Source organism: Paenibacillus sp. 01T424 (assembly GCF_056398745.1).
In genome coordinates, this window is the sequence record NZ_JBFTPZ010000002.1 from 336,954 (window position 1) to 353,986 (window position 17,033).

The window sequence follows — 17,033 nt, forward strand, 5'->3', positions numbered from 1 at the left end:
TTAAACACCACTAGCCAGCGTACGCCAAAATGTTTTTTCCATTGCAAATAGTTTTTCTGCTAGAGCTATCTCTCTGTCTCGCTGAAATTTATACGTAACAAAAGATTGCTTGATCGCATGCCAGCCGTCACAGATCATCTCCAATTGATCCTTAAGGGATTCGTATAATGTCACATTTATTTTCTTCTGCTCTCGCAGCGTTCGAATAAGTCCTTCATTTGCAATATGCCGGTTGCATATAATGTTGATTCCAATGAGTGCATACGTAATATGAGCGCTATATTTATCCGGGCTTGAATCTACTTGCCACATTCCCTCCATAGAGAAATCATCAAGCTCCCGCGTAAGCCGCTCCGCATTGTCAACAACTTCCGATAAGTTCAATTCATATGGCTTAATCGTTGAATGAAGATTGTAAATATAATAGGCAGGGCCATTATAGTTTTTGTTGATATTGTATTCTGAATTTTTGAATGCTTTTCTGAGCCGATCCTCAGGAACCTCATGTTCATTGTAGCCAGCAAGCGTATCGTCAATGACATAGAAGGATGAGCGTTCATTATCGTAACCATTAAACAGCGAATAATGGTACCAATGAAACTTTTTCCAAGCCATGCTTCCCGGCAGCCAATAGAACAAATCGACATTCACACTTAAATTGCGCCCACCGTCAAGCACCTCTTTTATTTCATCTATAAACATTTCCTTATCGCGGAAGTGCCCCGGCTCAATCCACTTAATAACACCGGTTAGTGGGAATTTGGTCCAATCGTCGAGATAATATAGCGTATCAATCGTCGGATATCGAAATTGCTGGTCTGTCGCTGCAGACCAAGGATAATATCGATGAATGTTCAAATATGCCGCATATCGATAGCTGGGATGAGCAGAAACAGCGATTGAATAGGCTTGATTGAGCATACAGTTCGCCCAGAATTCATTAAATGGTTGTCTGTCCAACGTAACTTTCATCCGCTTATCCTCCTTAATAGATCCAAACTCGTATCATTTAATCATTTCTCGGCGGTACTGCACGAAGGAAATACCTCCGAGAACGATGTTATTTCGGACCATCTTGCAGCAATAGATCGCTTAGTTTCATCAGAGGGCTGGCAGCAGCCGTCATTTCCTCTACGGTTGCACAATAATGCTGAGCCATGCGCGTAATCGTATCTGAGTGAAACAGTGCTGTGGCATACTCCAAGCTGCAAATCATTTCACCATTGCTCTCCACAACCTCCAGCGTCAAATCGAATTTACTAACTCCTGGCTCGAACGGCTGAAGCTCAAAGGTTAAATCGCCTCCTTGCATGACAGAACGATCCATATTTTGCAAAATGAACATCGTGTCGAACAAAGGATTTCGACTCTGATTTTTCCCAAGCTCCAATCGCTTCACCAAATCCTCAAACGGATACTCCTGATGCTCCAGCGCTTGCAGTACATGATTATGAACATCGGCGATGTAACCGCCGAGTATTCTTTCAGGCTGTGGTCGGCATCGAATCGCAACTGTATTAACGAATATGCCAATTTGGCCCTCAAGATCGACATGGTCACGTCCCGCTGTCGGCGTGCCAATAATAATGTCATCTTGGCCGCTGTACTTGCCAAGCAAAAGCGCATAAGCACCAAGCAGCACCGTATACAATGTTGTCCCCAGCTCTCTTGCCATGTGCTGCGCTCGTCTCGTAAGTTCCTCATTCAACTTAAAACTATATCTGCGCCCCTCGAAGCTCTGCATCGCTGGTCGCGGATTATCCGTCTGGAGCTCCAGTATTGGCAGTTCGCCTGAGAACATATCCAGCCAGTGGCGCTCATGCGCCTCGTACCTTGGACCAATTAATTGAGCTTCCTGCCAGACAGCATAATCTCTATACTGCACCCGCAGCTCTGCAAGCTCATTGCCGGAGTACAATTCGATCAATTCTTTCAGAAGCACACTGACCGATACACCATCCGTAACAATATGATGCATATCAAGCAGCAGCAAGTGAGAGCTAGAGCTTAGCGGAACAAGAGCTGCCCGCAGCAATAAGCAGCTGCCAAGATCAAATGGACGGATGAACCGCGCCATTAATCTAGTGATGGTTTCATCCATTCCCGTTTCTGACAACATACGTTTGGCAGTCATTCGCGCCCATGCATTGCCATCCAGCTTAAATGCCGCAGATGGATGAATCCGTTGCCTGAATTGTCCATCCTCATAATGGAAAGACGTCCGTAAACTCTCATGCCTCATGATTAAAGCGGTGAACGCCTGCTCCAGCTTCTTCGCATCCAGATTCCCATGAATATGCAGTGCAAAAGGGACATTATACGTCGTTGCTTCTCCAGACAGCAGAGATAAAACATATTGCCTTCTTTGAGCGCGCGACATTGGGAAATACGCCCTGTCCATCTGACGCGGAATCGATTCATACGTTTGCTGGCCTTGACCTTCAATTACTAGAGCGAGTGACTCTAGTGTCGGATTCTGAAACAATTCTTTCAGAGGGACGCGCACACCAAATTGTACGCCTATCCGACTGACCAATGTTGCCGCCTTTAACGAATGTCCCCCTAACTCGAAGAAGCTGTCTGTCGCTCCGATGTTATCCGTCAATAGCAGCTCCTGCCAGAGCATAACCAGCTTGCGCTCCGTCTCCGTGCTCGGCTCCCGGTAATGTCGTACATTCCGTTCTGTCTGCTGCGGTCTTGGAAGTGCCTTGCGATTTATCTTGCCTGTTGGCGTCATCGGTATTTCATCCTGCAGCATCACATAGGTTGGAATCATATAAGCAGGCAGCTTGCCTCTCAGATGTTGGATTAGCTCCTCAGTTACACCGAGAGAATGCCCGCCTACGCTCTCTAACCATACGGTTTCTCCCTTATGGATACTTTCGAAAGCTGCTGCAACATAATGATCCGCGTACGAGGTCATATTTGGCAGATCAGCATCATCAGCCTTTTGTAGGACAACATAAGCGCAGAGAACAGGCTCACCCTCAGGCTCTTGAAACGCGATGACAACCGCTTCCTTCACACGCTCATGCTGCAGCAGCTGCTGCTCCACCTCACCGGTTTCAATGCGATGCCCTCGTATTTTCACCTGATGATCGCGGCGGCCTGCGTATACAAATTCACCATTCGCCAGCCTTCTGCCAAGATCACCCGTGCGGTACATCCTCTCACCTGTACCAAACGGGCTCGTAATAAATACTCCCTGATCCCATTCCGGATGTCGAAGATAACCCCGACCTACGCCTGCTCCTCCGATGCAAATTTCACCAATCACACCTGTTGGCTGCAGCTGCAGCTCTGGACTCAGTACGACCATTGCTGCCCCTGCAATAGGTCTGCCGATCGTAATAGCTTCACCGCTAGTTACCTCGCACACCGATGTCCATACTGTTGTTTCCGTTGGGCCATAGAGATTAAAAATACGTGCACTCGTCACCGAACGAAGTCTTTCCAGCAAATCCATCGTCAACGGCTCCGCACCAATCATGACGACGCTTAAGGATTTCCAAACCTCGGTTTGGCTCACTTGCGCCATCCACCACTTGAAGCGTGATGGCGTAATTTGCAGCACCTCTACCCGATGCTTCTTTATAAGCTCCTGCAGCAGATGAGCATCACCCCGTTCCTCTTCATTGCAAAGCACCATTTTCATCCCCATTGTTAATGGGAGCAGGCTCTCTACGATGAAAATATCGAATGATACGGTCGCCATTGCCAATAGGCTTTGGCCTGCTTCGAAAGGAATTCGCTCACGGAATCCACTCACGAAGCTTGCCAGTCCGCGATGCTCGATCATTGCACCCTTCGGCCTGCCCGTTGAGCCGGAAGTATACAGTACATACGCCAGATGCTCGGGAAAGCTTACGATCTCCAGATTTCCTCGTTCCGAGCTATACAGATCAGCATCATCCAAATACCACTCTTCTGCTGCGCTCATGACAAACCCGGCATATTTCCTTTCTGTCAGAAGCCATTGATCGCCGCAATCCTCCAGCATCCACTGGATACGCTCAGCAGGGTATGCCGGATCAATAGCGACATAAGCGCCACCCGCTTTCAAAATGCCAAGAATGCCGATCATCAACAGGGGTGAACGGTCTACCATCAGCGCTACGATTCGCTCCGGTCCCACCCCGCGGCTGCGAAGCGTATGTGCCAGCTGGTTGGATCTATCATTTAGTTCGCGATAGGTCATCTGCTCCGATTCAAAATGGACTGCAACCGCATCAGGAGTTTTTGCTGCCTGCCGCTCTATCTCTTCGATGACGGATCGCCATTTGAACGGGTCTCCTGGCAAAGATAATACTTGGCCCTGCAAACTCAGCGGCATTTTAGCGGGTGCATCTCCTGCAGCTACAGCCCCTCCACCATCAGCTCCACTGCTATTCATCCACGTCATACTATTCAATGCCGCAAGCAGCTCCAACTTTTCTTCATCGTTTAGCAGCTCTAGTTCGCCAAGAGTCCGCAATCGATTTTCGCTCGACATCATTGCTTTAATAATCGCGCAGTAGTGGTTCGCCATCCTGATGACCGTCTCCTCATGAAACAGATCCGTTGCATATTCCAAGCTGAAGGCAATGCCTTCCGCGCGCTCTACAGCTTCAAGTGTCAAATCAAACTTGCTGACACCGTGTTCAAACGGCTGCGGCTCGAAGCTCAAACCGCCCGCTTGCAACGCTGAATGTTCCATATTTTGCAAAATAAACATCGTATCGAACAACGGATTTCGGCTCTTGTCCTGAACGTGGTTTAGCCGCTCCACCAGCTTCTCGAACGGATACTCCTGATGCTCCAGCGCCTGCAGCACATCCTCGTGCAATTCGGCAACGTAGCTGCTAACCGTACGATCGAGCTGTGGTCGACAACGAATGGCTGCTGTATTGACGAACATGCCGATGAGTCCCTCCACATCAACATGATTACGTCCAGCTACTGGCGTGCCAACAATAATATCCTCTTGTCCGCTGTACTTCCCAAGCATAAAAGCATACGCACTCAGCAGCACTGAATATAGTGTCACACCTTGCTCTACCGCCAAACGCCGCGCCAGCTGTGCAAGCTCTCCGTCTAGATGGAAGACATGTTTTCGCCCCTTGAAAGTTTGAACGATCGGGCGTTTCCTATCTGTCGGCAATTCCAGCAGCGGCAGCTCGCCTTCAAACTTCTTCAACCAGTAACGCTCATGCGCCTCGATTGCTTCGCCGCCTAGCTGTCCCTCCTGCCAGACCGCATAATCCCTATATTGCACCCGCAGCTCTGGCAGTTCATTTCCGCCGTATAATGCTGTTAATTCCTTTACCAGCACACTCATTGAAACGCCATCAGTCACAATATGATGGATGTCCAGCAGCAGCAAGTAATGCTCTTCTTCCAGTTGAAGAAGTCCTGCCCTTAGCAGCAGTCCGCTTTCCAAATCAAAAGGTCTTATAAACTTCGTAGTAAGCTCATTCAGCCATTCGGATTCAGCGCTTACATCATCACTAGATGCTCCCAACCACTTGCCAGCTGGCACTAGCTCCTCTACAGCATCCTCGAAATGAAATGCCGTCGCTGGATGAACTCGCTGCCTGAATTGTTCATCCATATAATGAAACGAAGTTCGTAAACTTTCATGCCTAGCGACTAATGATGAAAACGCAGCTTCAAGTCTCGAAGCGTCCAGATTGCCCCGAATTCGCAGTGCAAACGGAACATGGTACATCGTCGATTCTCCTGTTAGCAGCCCCAGCAAATATTGTCTTCTCTGCGCATGCGACATCGGATAATGCTCCTGATCCATCTGGCGAGGAATCGATTCATATGTTTGCAGATGTTTACCTTCAATTACTTCAGCAAGGGACCCTAGCTTTGGATTTAAAAACAGCTCCCTCAGCGGCACATGTACACCGAACTGCTCGTGGATTCGGCTCACCAGCGCTGCAGCCTTGAGCGAATGGCCGCCAAGCTCGAAGAAGCTGTCCATCACGCCAATATCGTCCGATTTCAGCAAATCTTTCCACAGCTCGGCAAGCTTGTGTTCCGTTTCGTTTCTTGGCCTTAAGAACTGGCGCTCACTCCGCGCAACCTTATGAGGTTTCGGCAGCGCCTTTCGATGCAGCTTTCCGGTTGGTGTGAGCGGTATTGCATCTAGCAGCATCACATAAGCTGGAATCATATAGGCAGGCAGCTTGCTGCTGAGATGGGTCTGCAGCTCCGAAATCATGTCGGAGAGGTTGTGCTCGATAATATTGTTGTTACAACTAGAGTCGGAAGCGGGTACAACATACGCGCAAAGCGCGTGCTCGCCCTTCTCCTCCTGAAATGCAATGACAACTGCTTCCTTCACACGCTCATGCAGCAGCAGCTGCTGCTCCACCTCACCGGTTTCAATGCGATGTCCTCTTATTTTCACCTGATGATCGCGGCGGCCTGCGTATACAAATTCACCGTTCGCCAGCCTTCGGCCAAGATCACCCGTACGATACATCCTCTCACCTGCATTAAAAGGGCTCGTGATGAATACTCCATGATCCCATTCTGGATGGCGAAGATAACCCCGTCCAACGCCTGCTCCTAAGATGCAGATTTCACCAATCACACCCGTTGGCTGCAGCTGCAGCGCTGGATTTAGCACAACCATTGCTGCCCCGGAAATAGGCTTGCCAATCGTAATGTTCTCACCGCTAGTTACTTCGCACACTGAAGTCCATACCGTTGTTTCCGTTGGTCCATAAAGATTGAAGATACGTGCATTCGTCACCGAACGAAGTCTCTCCAGCAGTTTCATCGTCAACGGCTCCGCTCCAATCATGACTACGCTTAAGGCTTTCCAAACCTCGCTTTGGCTCACCTGCGCCATCCACCACTTGAAGCGTGATGGCGTAATTTGCAGCACCTCTACCCGATGCTTTTTTATAAGCTCCTGCAGCAGATGAGCATCACCCCGTTCCTCTTCATTGCACAGCACCATTTTCATCCCCATTGTTAATGGGAGCAGGCTCTCTACAATGAAAATATCGAATGATACGGTCGCCATTGCCAATAGGCTTTGGCCTGCTTCGAATGGAATTCGCTCACGGAATGAACTCACGAAGCTTGCTAGTCCGCGATGCTCGATCATTGCCCCCTTCGGCCTGCCCGTTGAGCCGGAAGTATACAGTACATACGCCAGATGCTCCGGACGGCTTACGATCTCCAAATTCCTTCGTTCCGAGCTATACAGATCAGCATCATCCAAATACCATTCTTCTGAAGCGTTCATGACAAACCCGGCATATTTTCTTTCTGTCAGAAGCCATTGATCGCCGCAATCCTCCAGCATCCACTGAATACGCTCAGCAGGGTATGCCGGATCAATAGCGACATAAGCGCCTCCTGCTTTCAAAATGCCAAGAATGCCGATCATCAACAGAGGTGAACGGTCTGCCATCAATGCTACAATTCGCTCCGGCCCTACCCCGCGGCTGCGAAGCGTATGGGCAAGACGATTCGCTTGCTCATTTAATTCGGAATACGAGAGCGTCTCCAAACCAAATAAAATCGCAGCGGAATGCGGCGTTTCTGCCGCTTGCCGCTCTATCTCTTCCATAATGCTCATCCAGCAGGGATGCTCTTCGGTGGATGCAGAGAAATGTGCATTATTTGCTGACATCTCTACCATCTCTTTTGTTTCATCGAGCAGTGCATCTCTTACCTTCTCCGCGATGTCATTACTCTTCTGTTCCGCTTTATCAGCAGCGCTTGCTAACGGCGAAGAAAGCTTCAATCGCTCTGCCTCATCCACTAATTCCAGCTCACCTATCGTTCTTCTGGACCCTTCGCTTGATGTCATCTCCTTAACGATTGTGCAGAAATGCGCGGCCATTCTCTCGATCGTACTCTCATGAAATAAGGAGGTTGCATACTCAAGGCAGCATGTGATCCCCTTCCCCGTCTCCACTGCTTCCAGCGACAAATCAAACTTGCTGAATCCGGTTTCGTACGGCTGCGGCTCGAAGATCAAATCCCCCGCTTGCCTTGCTGGCTGCTCCATATTTTGCAATATAAACATCGTGTTAAATAGGGGATTGCGACTTAAATCCTGTTCCATATCAAGCTGATTTACAAGATCCTCGAACGGAAATTCCTGATGCTCCAGCGCTTGCAGCACATTCCCGTGCATTTCAGTAATGTAACTGCCAACCGTCATTCCGAATTGCGGACGGCAACGAATGGCGACCGTATTGACGAACATGCCGATTAGCCTTTCTACATCTATGTGACTGCGTCCGGCTACGGGAGTACCCACGATAATATCCTCTTGTCCGCTATACTTCCCAAGGAGTACCGTATAAGCGCTAAGCAGCAGCGTATATAAAGTCGTCCCTCGTTCCCTTGCCAATTGCCGCGCCCGATATGCCAGCTCCTCGTTTAGCTGAAAAGCATACCTTCGGCCCTCATAACGCTGAACCGCCGGACGCTGCTTGTCTGCAGGCAGATCAAGCACCGGGAGTTCGTCCGAGAACATGCCCAGCCAATAACGCCTCAGCTTCGAGTAATAGTCACCGCTTAATCGTTCCAGCTGCCAGACTGCATAATCACGATATTGCACCGTCAGCTCTGGCAACGCCTGCCCGTTGTATAAATCGATCAACTCTTTTATGAGCACGCTCATCGATATCCCATCCGTCACAATATGATGGATGTTCAGCAACAACAAGTGACGGTTTTCTGCCAATTCAGCAAGACCGACTCTTAGCAGTGAACCGCTTCCGAGATCAAATGGATCTGTAAATTGGGCCATTAATTCATTGATCCTCACATCTGCTCCGATTGCAGATGACGCGCGCTGCCATAGATCAGCCTGCTCGCCTTTTATAACCATTTCCGTTAGCTCAAATGGCTCTGCAGGATGAATTCGCTGACAGAACTGTTCACCCACATAGTGGAATGATGTTCGCAGGCTCTCATGCCTCGTAATTAGTGCAGTAAACGCGGCTTCCAGTTTCTTTTTTTCCAGATTACCTAGGATGTGAAGCACAAACGGAATATGATACATCGTCGATTGTCCGGCAATGAGCTCGATCATATATTGGCGTCTCTGTGCAGGAGACATTGGATAATGATCCCGATTTGCTTGCAGTGGAATGATAGCTCCTTCGATGCCCAGCTCAGAATTTAACAGCGTTCCCCCTGACAGCCACTCAGCCATACTCGCAACAGACAGTCGTTCAAATACGACGCTTAGCGGCATTTCAACATGGAATTTAGCTTGAATCCGGCTTACCAATACCGCAGCCTTCAGGGAATGTCCACCCAACTCGAAGAAATCATCATACATACTAATTTGCTCAATGCCGAGTACATCTCTCCATATTTCAGCCACCTCTGCCTCCAGCGAGGTTCGAGGCAGGGTAAGCTCAGCAACGACTCGTTGCTGTAAAACAGGTTCTGGGAGCGCCTTGCGATCCACTTTGCCATTAGGTGTTAACGGTATCGCAGCGATCTCCATAAAAAACGAAGGGATCATATAATCTGGCATTTTATTTTTCAAAAAGCTCTTTAAATCCTGAACTCCTATTGTTTGATTCACAACCATGTATGCGCAAAGTTTTTTATCGCCTGCTTGATCCTCATATGCGATGATAACCGCTTCGTCTACCGCCTCATGTCTTAGAAGCTGCGCACCAATTTCTCCAAGCTCAATCCGAATGCCTCTTAGCTTGATTTGATCATCCATTCGGCCTAAATACATCGCATTTCCGTCTGGCAGCCACTTAGCCAAATCACCAGTACGGTACATGATGGTGCCTGGCAGTAGCGGGTGTTCAACAAACCGCTCCGCGGTCAATTCCGGTTTATTAACATACCCAGCAGCAAGGCCGCTGCCGGAGATGCATAGCTCCCCAGCCGTTCCCACCGGTGCAGGCTTGTCTCCAAAATTTAAAATATGAACCGCGACGCCATGCATCGGTCCGCCAATTGGCACATTAACGCCGCTGGCAGCAGCTGATTTATACACATACATATTGGAGCAGATCGTTGCCTCAGTCGGACCATAGCCGTTAACAATACGTATATTCAGATTTAATTGAACAAAAAGCGCAAGCGTTGTATCTTTTATTGGTTCAACGCCAACAAGCAGCTTGTCCAAGGAGATCGTCATCCTCGATTGTTCCAACGATTGCGCCACATCCCGAAGCAGCGTCGGCGGAATATAAGCAAAAGTTATCTGCTCTTCTACAATTACTTTAGCTAGCTCTCTAGGATCAAGCAGCTTGGGATTTGGATAAAGGACCAGGGACGCGCCAAACATAAAAGGCATAAACAGCTCGCATACGCTCACATCAAACGAAATATTGGTAAGGCTTAAGCAGCGATCTCTTTCATCAAAATTTCCGTCATAAAACAGCTTCAACGAATGGCTGAAGTTATAAAAGCTGCGATGCGGAACCATAACCCCCTTCGGCTGCCCAGTAGAACCCGAAGTGTAGATGACATACATAAGATCATCTGCTGAAATGGATACGTCCATATTGCTTTTATCCCCGTCATATATCGTTTCATCCGTTAATCGCATTTCCTGAGCGGATGGATACGCATTTCTATGAACCGAATCGTCTACTAAGAGCAAACTTGCTCCGCTGTCAGCAAGCATATAGCTAATTCTCTCCTGCGGATATTGAAGGTCGATTGGCATGTATGCACCGCCAGCCTTCATAATCGCAAGCATTCCTGTCACCATTGAAATCGAACGTTCAGCCATCACACCGACAATGCTGTTAGGGCCAACACCGCAGCGAACAAGCTTGCGCGCCAGCGCATTTGCTCGCCCATTCAATTGCTCGTACGTTAATGACTCCCCTCTGCACTGAACGGCGACTCTTCCAGGAACCCGTCTTGCCTGTTCTTCAAAGCTGCTGTGGATACAGCGAGCACTAGGGAAAGCAGCCGCACGACTGCCAAATTCCGTCAGCAACTTGTTGTAATCTTGAGGGGACAACATTTCACACTCGCCTAATGTATGGTCTGGATAGTCCGATACATAACTTAGCAACGTAACGTAATGCCTCATCATCGACCTTACAGTCTCTTCGCGGAACAAGTCCTTGCCATATTCGACTACCAATCGCAGGGTGCCGTCATTTTGCTCCACGGCTTGAACCATCAGATCGTATTTCGCCGTCCCATGCGGGAACCTCTCGTGTCGATAGGTCAATTCTTCACTCGAGTAGTTGGGAATGTTCAAATTTTGCATAATAAACATCGTATCGAATAACGGATTGCGGCTGCTGTCTCGCCGATCCACCATGGACGCTAGCTCTTCAAATGGAAAGTCGGAATTTTCATAAGCCTCTGTCGATGCTGCTTTTATCTCTTCTAAAAACTGGGTAAACGGTTTGTTTGCCACGGGATACCCGCGCAATACAAGTGTTCCGACGAACATCCCTACCAGAGTCTCAGCTTCACGGTTGACTCTCCCCGCAATCGGTGTGCCTACAGCAATATCTTCCCCGCCAGAATACTTTGCAAGAAGGGTATAATAGACCGATAAAAGCACCATAAATAGCGTAGATTCCGTTGATTTTGCCAGCTTTCGTAGATTATCCGATAACTCGTTGTCCACATATATATCAAATGTTTCGCCGCGATTGCTCTTTATCAGAGGGCGAGGAAAGTCAGTCGGAAGCTCCAGCACAGGCCACTCCCCTTGGCATTGCTTCATCCAGTAACTTCTCTGTCGCTCCATCCGCTCCGATTGCAGTTCCTCTCTCTGCCACGCTGCGTAGTCTATATACCGCAAGGTTAACGGCTCAAGACTCTCTCCTCGGTAAAGCATCATAAGCTCTTTGAGCAAAATACCTGCGGAGAAGCCATCCGAAGCAATATGATGCATATCCAAATACAACACATGCCGCTCAGGATTAACGGTCAATAAAGCAGCGCGAAGCAGCGGTGCATGACTCAGGTCAAATGATGTAAACAAGCTATGCAGCGTTTCAAGCACCGTTTCTTCGGATGCCTGCAGCCGCTGAAGGGAAAAGTGAGCATCAGTTTGGACAAATTGACAAATTTCACCGTCTACTATGGCGAATGACGTTCTTAACATCTCATGCCTTTTTATTAATAAATGTATAGACGCTTCCAATCTGCCTGCATCAATTTCCCCCTCTATATGTAAAAGCTCCGGCAAATTATAGCTTCTATCGCTAGGCGATGCAGCTTGCTGCAAGTACATGCGCTTTTGCGACGAAGAGATCGTATAATACTCCCGCTCCGCCACCTGGGGCATATGAATTACTTTTTCCGTTTCTGGCGAACCGCTCCTTAATCGCCGCTCTTCCACAACTCCAGCAAACTCGCTAAGTGTAGGATGTCCTAGCAAATGCTGCACTTCTAGTCGAATCCCCCAGCTTTGACTAAGTGAATTAACGATTCGCAGCGCAATGATCGAATCACCGCCCAATTCATAGAAGTTAGCATCATTGCTGAACTCACGATAACCGAGCAGTTCCCCCCATACATTAGCGACACTTTGCTCCGATTCCGAGACGGCACCTTCACTGCACAGCCTCACATGGTTAACTGCCGATTCATATTTAATCTCTCTCAGAGGTGCTATATTAACACTGCGATCATCTTCCTCTACCCAACACGGATAGGGATCAAATGAATATACAGGCAGCGGTACCCTTCTGCGTCTCTCATCACGATAAAGCTCCTTCCAATCTACTTTAGCACCAGCTGCATATAACTGAGCTAACTGTGTACTTGCATCATCGTAGCCCCGATTACTGCGGACAACCTGCTCTAAGAGCTCCCTTTGCTTTCGCTCGTCATTCCCTCCCATATGCGCTGCATTTGAATCGGCGTAATAAATATTCGGCATTTTCGTGTTTTGCAACCGCTCAACATCTAAGGCTTCCAGCCTATTTCTAAGCTCAACTTCATTTTTGGCGACGATCGCCAAACGATATCGATAATGTCCGCGACCTATCGCCGCGCTAAAGCAGATGTCCGTCAAGCGCCATTCTTGCTGCTCCTGATCGGTAAACCAAGCACGATAATTAATAATGGATCGCTTAAGAGCCGATTCGCTTTGGGCGGATAGGCAAAAAACTTCATTTTTTTCTTCCCCATAAGCTGCATTCGCTACCTCGTCCAACATAACGCTATCATTCATTGACATTGACGGTGCTTCTTCCAGCACAACATGGCAGTTGGTTCCGCTCATACCAAATGCGCTAATACCGCATCTACGCGCACCAAACTCATCACTCCAATGCGATAGCTTGTCGTTGACATACACTGGAGAATCAACAAACGATATTTTGCGATTGGGGAAACGATAATGCAGCGTAGGTGGAATCTGTTTATTGCAAAGAGAAAGAACTGCCTTCAGCAGCCCTGTAATACCAGCAGCATGATCCAGATGTCCGATATTGCTTTTGACCGAGCCAATCGCACAGAACTGCCTCTTGTCTGTGAAACGTCTGAATGCTCTCGTAATGCCGTCAATTTCAATAGGATCTCCCAATGTGGTTCCTGTACCATGCGCTTCCAAATACATGATCGTTTCGGGATCAATGGCTGCATCCTGCCAAGCACGGACAATGACATCCTCCTGCGCCAAGGCGTTAGGCGCAGTGATGCCTACGGAGCTGCCATCCTGATTCATAGCGCTCCCTTTAATGAGTGCATAAATATGATCCCCATCCTGCAGCGCCTTTGCGAGCGGTTTAAGCAGCAATGCGACTACACCATCCCCGATACCGGTCCCGTCAGATCTGTCATCAAACGGCTTTGCACGGTTATCGCTTGACTCGATCCCAAGCCGAATGCCCATATCGATCGGAAGCAAATTGAGCTTCACACTTCCAGCGATAGCAGCATCGCATTCACCGCTGCGAATGGACTGACATGCTAAATGGACGGCCACAAGAGAGGATGAGCAAGCGGTGTCGACATTAAGTGCCGGCCCTTTCAAATTCAAGAGATAAGAGATGCGGCTTGCGATCATTGAACTTAAATTGCCTGGCGCTGCCATTGCGAGCGCTTCTGGATTTACCGTCTCAATAATACGTTTATAATCATGCAGCGCATCGGCGTTATGACCGATAAATACACCTGTTCGTGAGCCATGGAGCGCTTCGCCCCCATACCCGCCATCCTCCAATGCGCTCCATGCGGTCTGCAGAAACATGCGCTGGTTCGGACTCATTAGAGAAGCTTCCTTCGGAGACAATCGAAAAAAGGAATAATCGAAGGAAGAGATATCCTCCAAATATGCACCATCAAATATTGAAATGGTTTCATACAATGCGCTCAGGCGACGAAGATACGGTTCCAACTCCTGCCGCCTCGACTGCGGGAAGGAACGTACACCGTCCACTCCATTTTGCAGCATATCCCAAAACTCTCGGTGTGTGTCTGACTTCGGAAGCTTGGCAGAAATGCCGATGATCGCAATTTCTTGGCTTGCGGTTTCCAGCACCGCGTCACTACTTGCGTCTCCTTCATTTTCATTGCGATTTGGTTCCAACAAATCCAACTGGAACATGCTGCACACTCCTCTTTTGCGGTTGTTTGCAGTGGCAATGTGATCACTACCATGAATCATTGATTTAACTCGTTATACTTTTGTTGTGCCGCTTCAAATTCTCCGATTGTCTACGCAGCAAAATATACAAATGCACAATAATCGCTAATCCGCTTATGAACGACAGAATAAGAAAAATTTCGGGAGAGGAATCCTTCATAAAATGAGAGACGACATACAAGGTTGCTGTACTGAACACATGCGCGAGCAAAGATGACCATATCGATCCTGTGGCCACGCGAATTACACCATAAATAATCGCTCCAAGAGCAGCGAAGGCACCAATGGTTACGCTCATAAATACAGTGCCAAACAACAAAGCTTGCAGCAGCACAGACCATGCAGAGGAGAATCGTTGGCGGAAAATATGGATCAGCATCCCCCGGAACAGCAATTCCTCGAGCAAAGAACCTAGCAATAAGCTGCTCAACACAAATATGAAGAAATTCCCTCCACCAGCTACAAATTGAACCAAATTCGCAATTTCCGGGAAATTCTCAGCGATCCAACCAAGCTGTGTGAACACCGCGATGAACAGACCAAGCCAAATTCCTGTCCCAGCAGCCATCACTGCTGATTGTGGTCGAACGAAGCCGAGGTCTTGCATTCGAATGTTTTGCCAGCGAAGCAGCGGCACATAAATGGCGATCACTATCGTATTCGCTGCGATAAGAGAGCTCGCTGGATTTTTGCTAAGCCACGTACTAAACTCAGCATCTTGAATCCAATTGTTCAACGCCCAATTGGTGAATAAAACTACGCAGATGTAAATAGCTAAATAGAGTAGAACTTTACTAATTACAGTTAACGTTCTCATGTGTGAATGACCTCTTCGTGACTGTATGGCTTGCGAAAGCGGCGATTGCCCAAATATAATCCAACAACAATCATGGCACCTGCAACTGCCATTACGGCTGACAATATGAATACATCGTCACTCTTCGGGCCTAGATGCCAGAGCAAGTATTGAACTCCTTGGCAAGCCACCTGCGCGGCAATCGGTGCCCAGATGGAATCAAACCATACGTACAAGAGGGCAAAAATGATAGCGCCAAGAAACCCATACAAGGAAAGCGGAATATCACCTAAGAAGAATAGAACGCCATATAATAACCCTTGCAGTAAAATCGCAACGGTGACAGGCAGAACGCCTCTAAAACTGTTCAGCAGTAAACCTCTGAATAACGTTTCCTTGTATACATTGCCTAGCAATAGAAAAACGAGGAAAACATACCATTCTGCCCGATTCAAATATTCGAATAACTCTTGGAATTTGAACTGATCAGACTGGATCGCAGGCAATTGTGAGAATGCCACAGTGAACAACCCCGCGCCCAAACCCACCCACAGCGACAAGGAAATAGCGCTGCCATCCATCTTTTGAAATCGGGCTTCCTTGAATAGGTTTTGTTTAAATATTAGCTTTATCGCAAAGTACATAAGCGGAAAACCAATAATGTCATTTAATATAATGACAGCAAGCGTATTTTGTTCAAACCAAGGACTCAACGGGTAGATATAAGCAAAAAATAACTTGGTAACGGTAAGAAACCAGGCGAAATACAACCCGATGACTAGTAGAACACGCCCTATCGATACAGTCCAATTTCTCATCTTATCGCCCTCTTCCAACCGTAATCGGGTCTGCTTGTACTGAACTTGCACCTTTTTCGAGCCCTCTGCGCCAAATATATGCCGTTCCTCCTACGAGAAAGAGCAGGCTTCCAGCCGTTAGAACATACAACGCGGGTTCTCCTATTTCGTTAATCGCTTCATGCCATCCAACATATTTTGTTATAAAAATAAGACTCATGGCTGAGTTTTGTACAATAATTGGCGCCCATAGGCTCCCTATTCGGATATACAATATCGCGTAGATGAGTCCAGAACCAAAACCAATGAATGACAGGCTGAGGCTTGGCTGAAAATAGGCGTAAACCAATGCTTGCAAAATAAGCGCAGCATACAGCGGCATCACTTGACGTAATTGTCCGTAAATTAATCCTCTAAACAAAATTTCTTCATAGATGGGGGCAATAAGCCCCGCACCTAAAATAACGAATAAAATGGAATCTCCCCTAATGAGATCATCTACGAGAAAGGGGATGGACGGAAAGTGCCGAGCGATGACATCAATTTCAATTAGACCAATACTAAACAGGCATCCGGCTGCCCCCATAGCCAGCATCAACCCGGCATCTTTGACCCCGATCTTCTTGAAGCCGCTAACTTGAAACAAAGTTTGCTTCTGCTCTTTCCATATGCTTCTCTTTAAACGGAAAACAAGCATATAGATGAGTAAGATGGAGGTAAATAATATCGCCATGAACATCGCCGGGTTACGATCCATAAACTTGGCAAGGCCGAGTGTAGCTTCATACTGATAGGTTGATCGCAGCAGATAAAGCAAAGCGTAGAAGATACCTAAATACCATGCGATATTCCCGAGCATAAACAAGATCTTTTTCAA

At 47.8% G+C, this 17,033-nt stretch carries 5 protein-coding genes; all 5 read right to left on the minus strand.

Going from position 1 to position 17,033, the window contains the following annotated elements; translation table 11 throughout:
- Complete coding sequence (locus AC1DPK_RS03380; RefSeq protein WP_477509315.1) at positions 1-972, minus strand: cysteine peptidase family C39 domain-containing protein; 972 nt, start codon at positions 970-972, stop codon at positions 1-3.
- A gap of 88 nt (positions 973-1,060) precedes the next feature.
- Positions 1,061-14,524: an amino acid adenylation domain-containing protein gene (locus AC1DPK_RS03385; protein WP_477509316.1), complete on the minus strand. Its 13,464-nt coding sequence runs from the start codon at positions 14,522-14,524 to the stop codon at positions 1,061-1,063.
- Between the two features lie 64 nt (positions 14,525-14,588).
- Positions 14,589-15,380: a lysostaphin resistance A-like protein gene (locus tag AC1DPK_RS03390; protein WP_477509317.1), complete on the minus strand. Its 792-nt coding sequence runs from the start codon at positions 15,378-15,380 to the stop codon at positions 14,589-14,591.
- Positions 15,377-16,177 carry a lysostaphin resistance A-like protein gene (locus tag AC1DPK_RS03395; RefSeq protein ID WP_477509318.1) on the minus strand — a complete coding sequence of 267 codons (801 nt, stop codon included), beginning with the start codon at positions 16,175-16,177 and terminating at the stop codon, positions 15,377-15,379. Before AC1DPK_RS03395 ends, AC1DPK_RS03390 begins: the two co-directional genes overlap by 4 nt.
- A gap of 1 nt (position 16,178) precedes the next feature.
- A complete protein-coding gene (locus AC1DPK_RS03400) occupies positions 16,179-17,033 on the minus strand; it encodes a lysostaphin resistance A-like protein (protein ID WP_477509319.1) in 855 nt (284 codons plus the stop codon).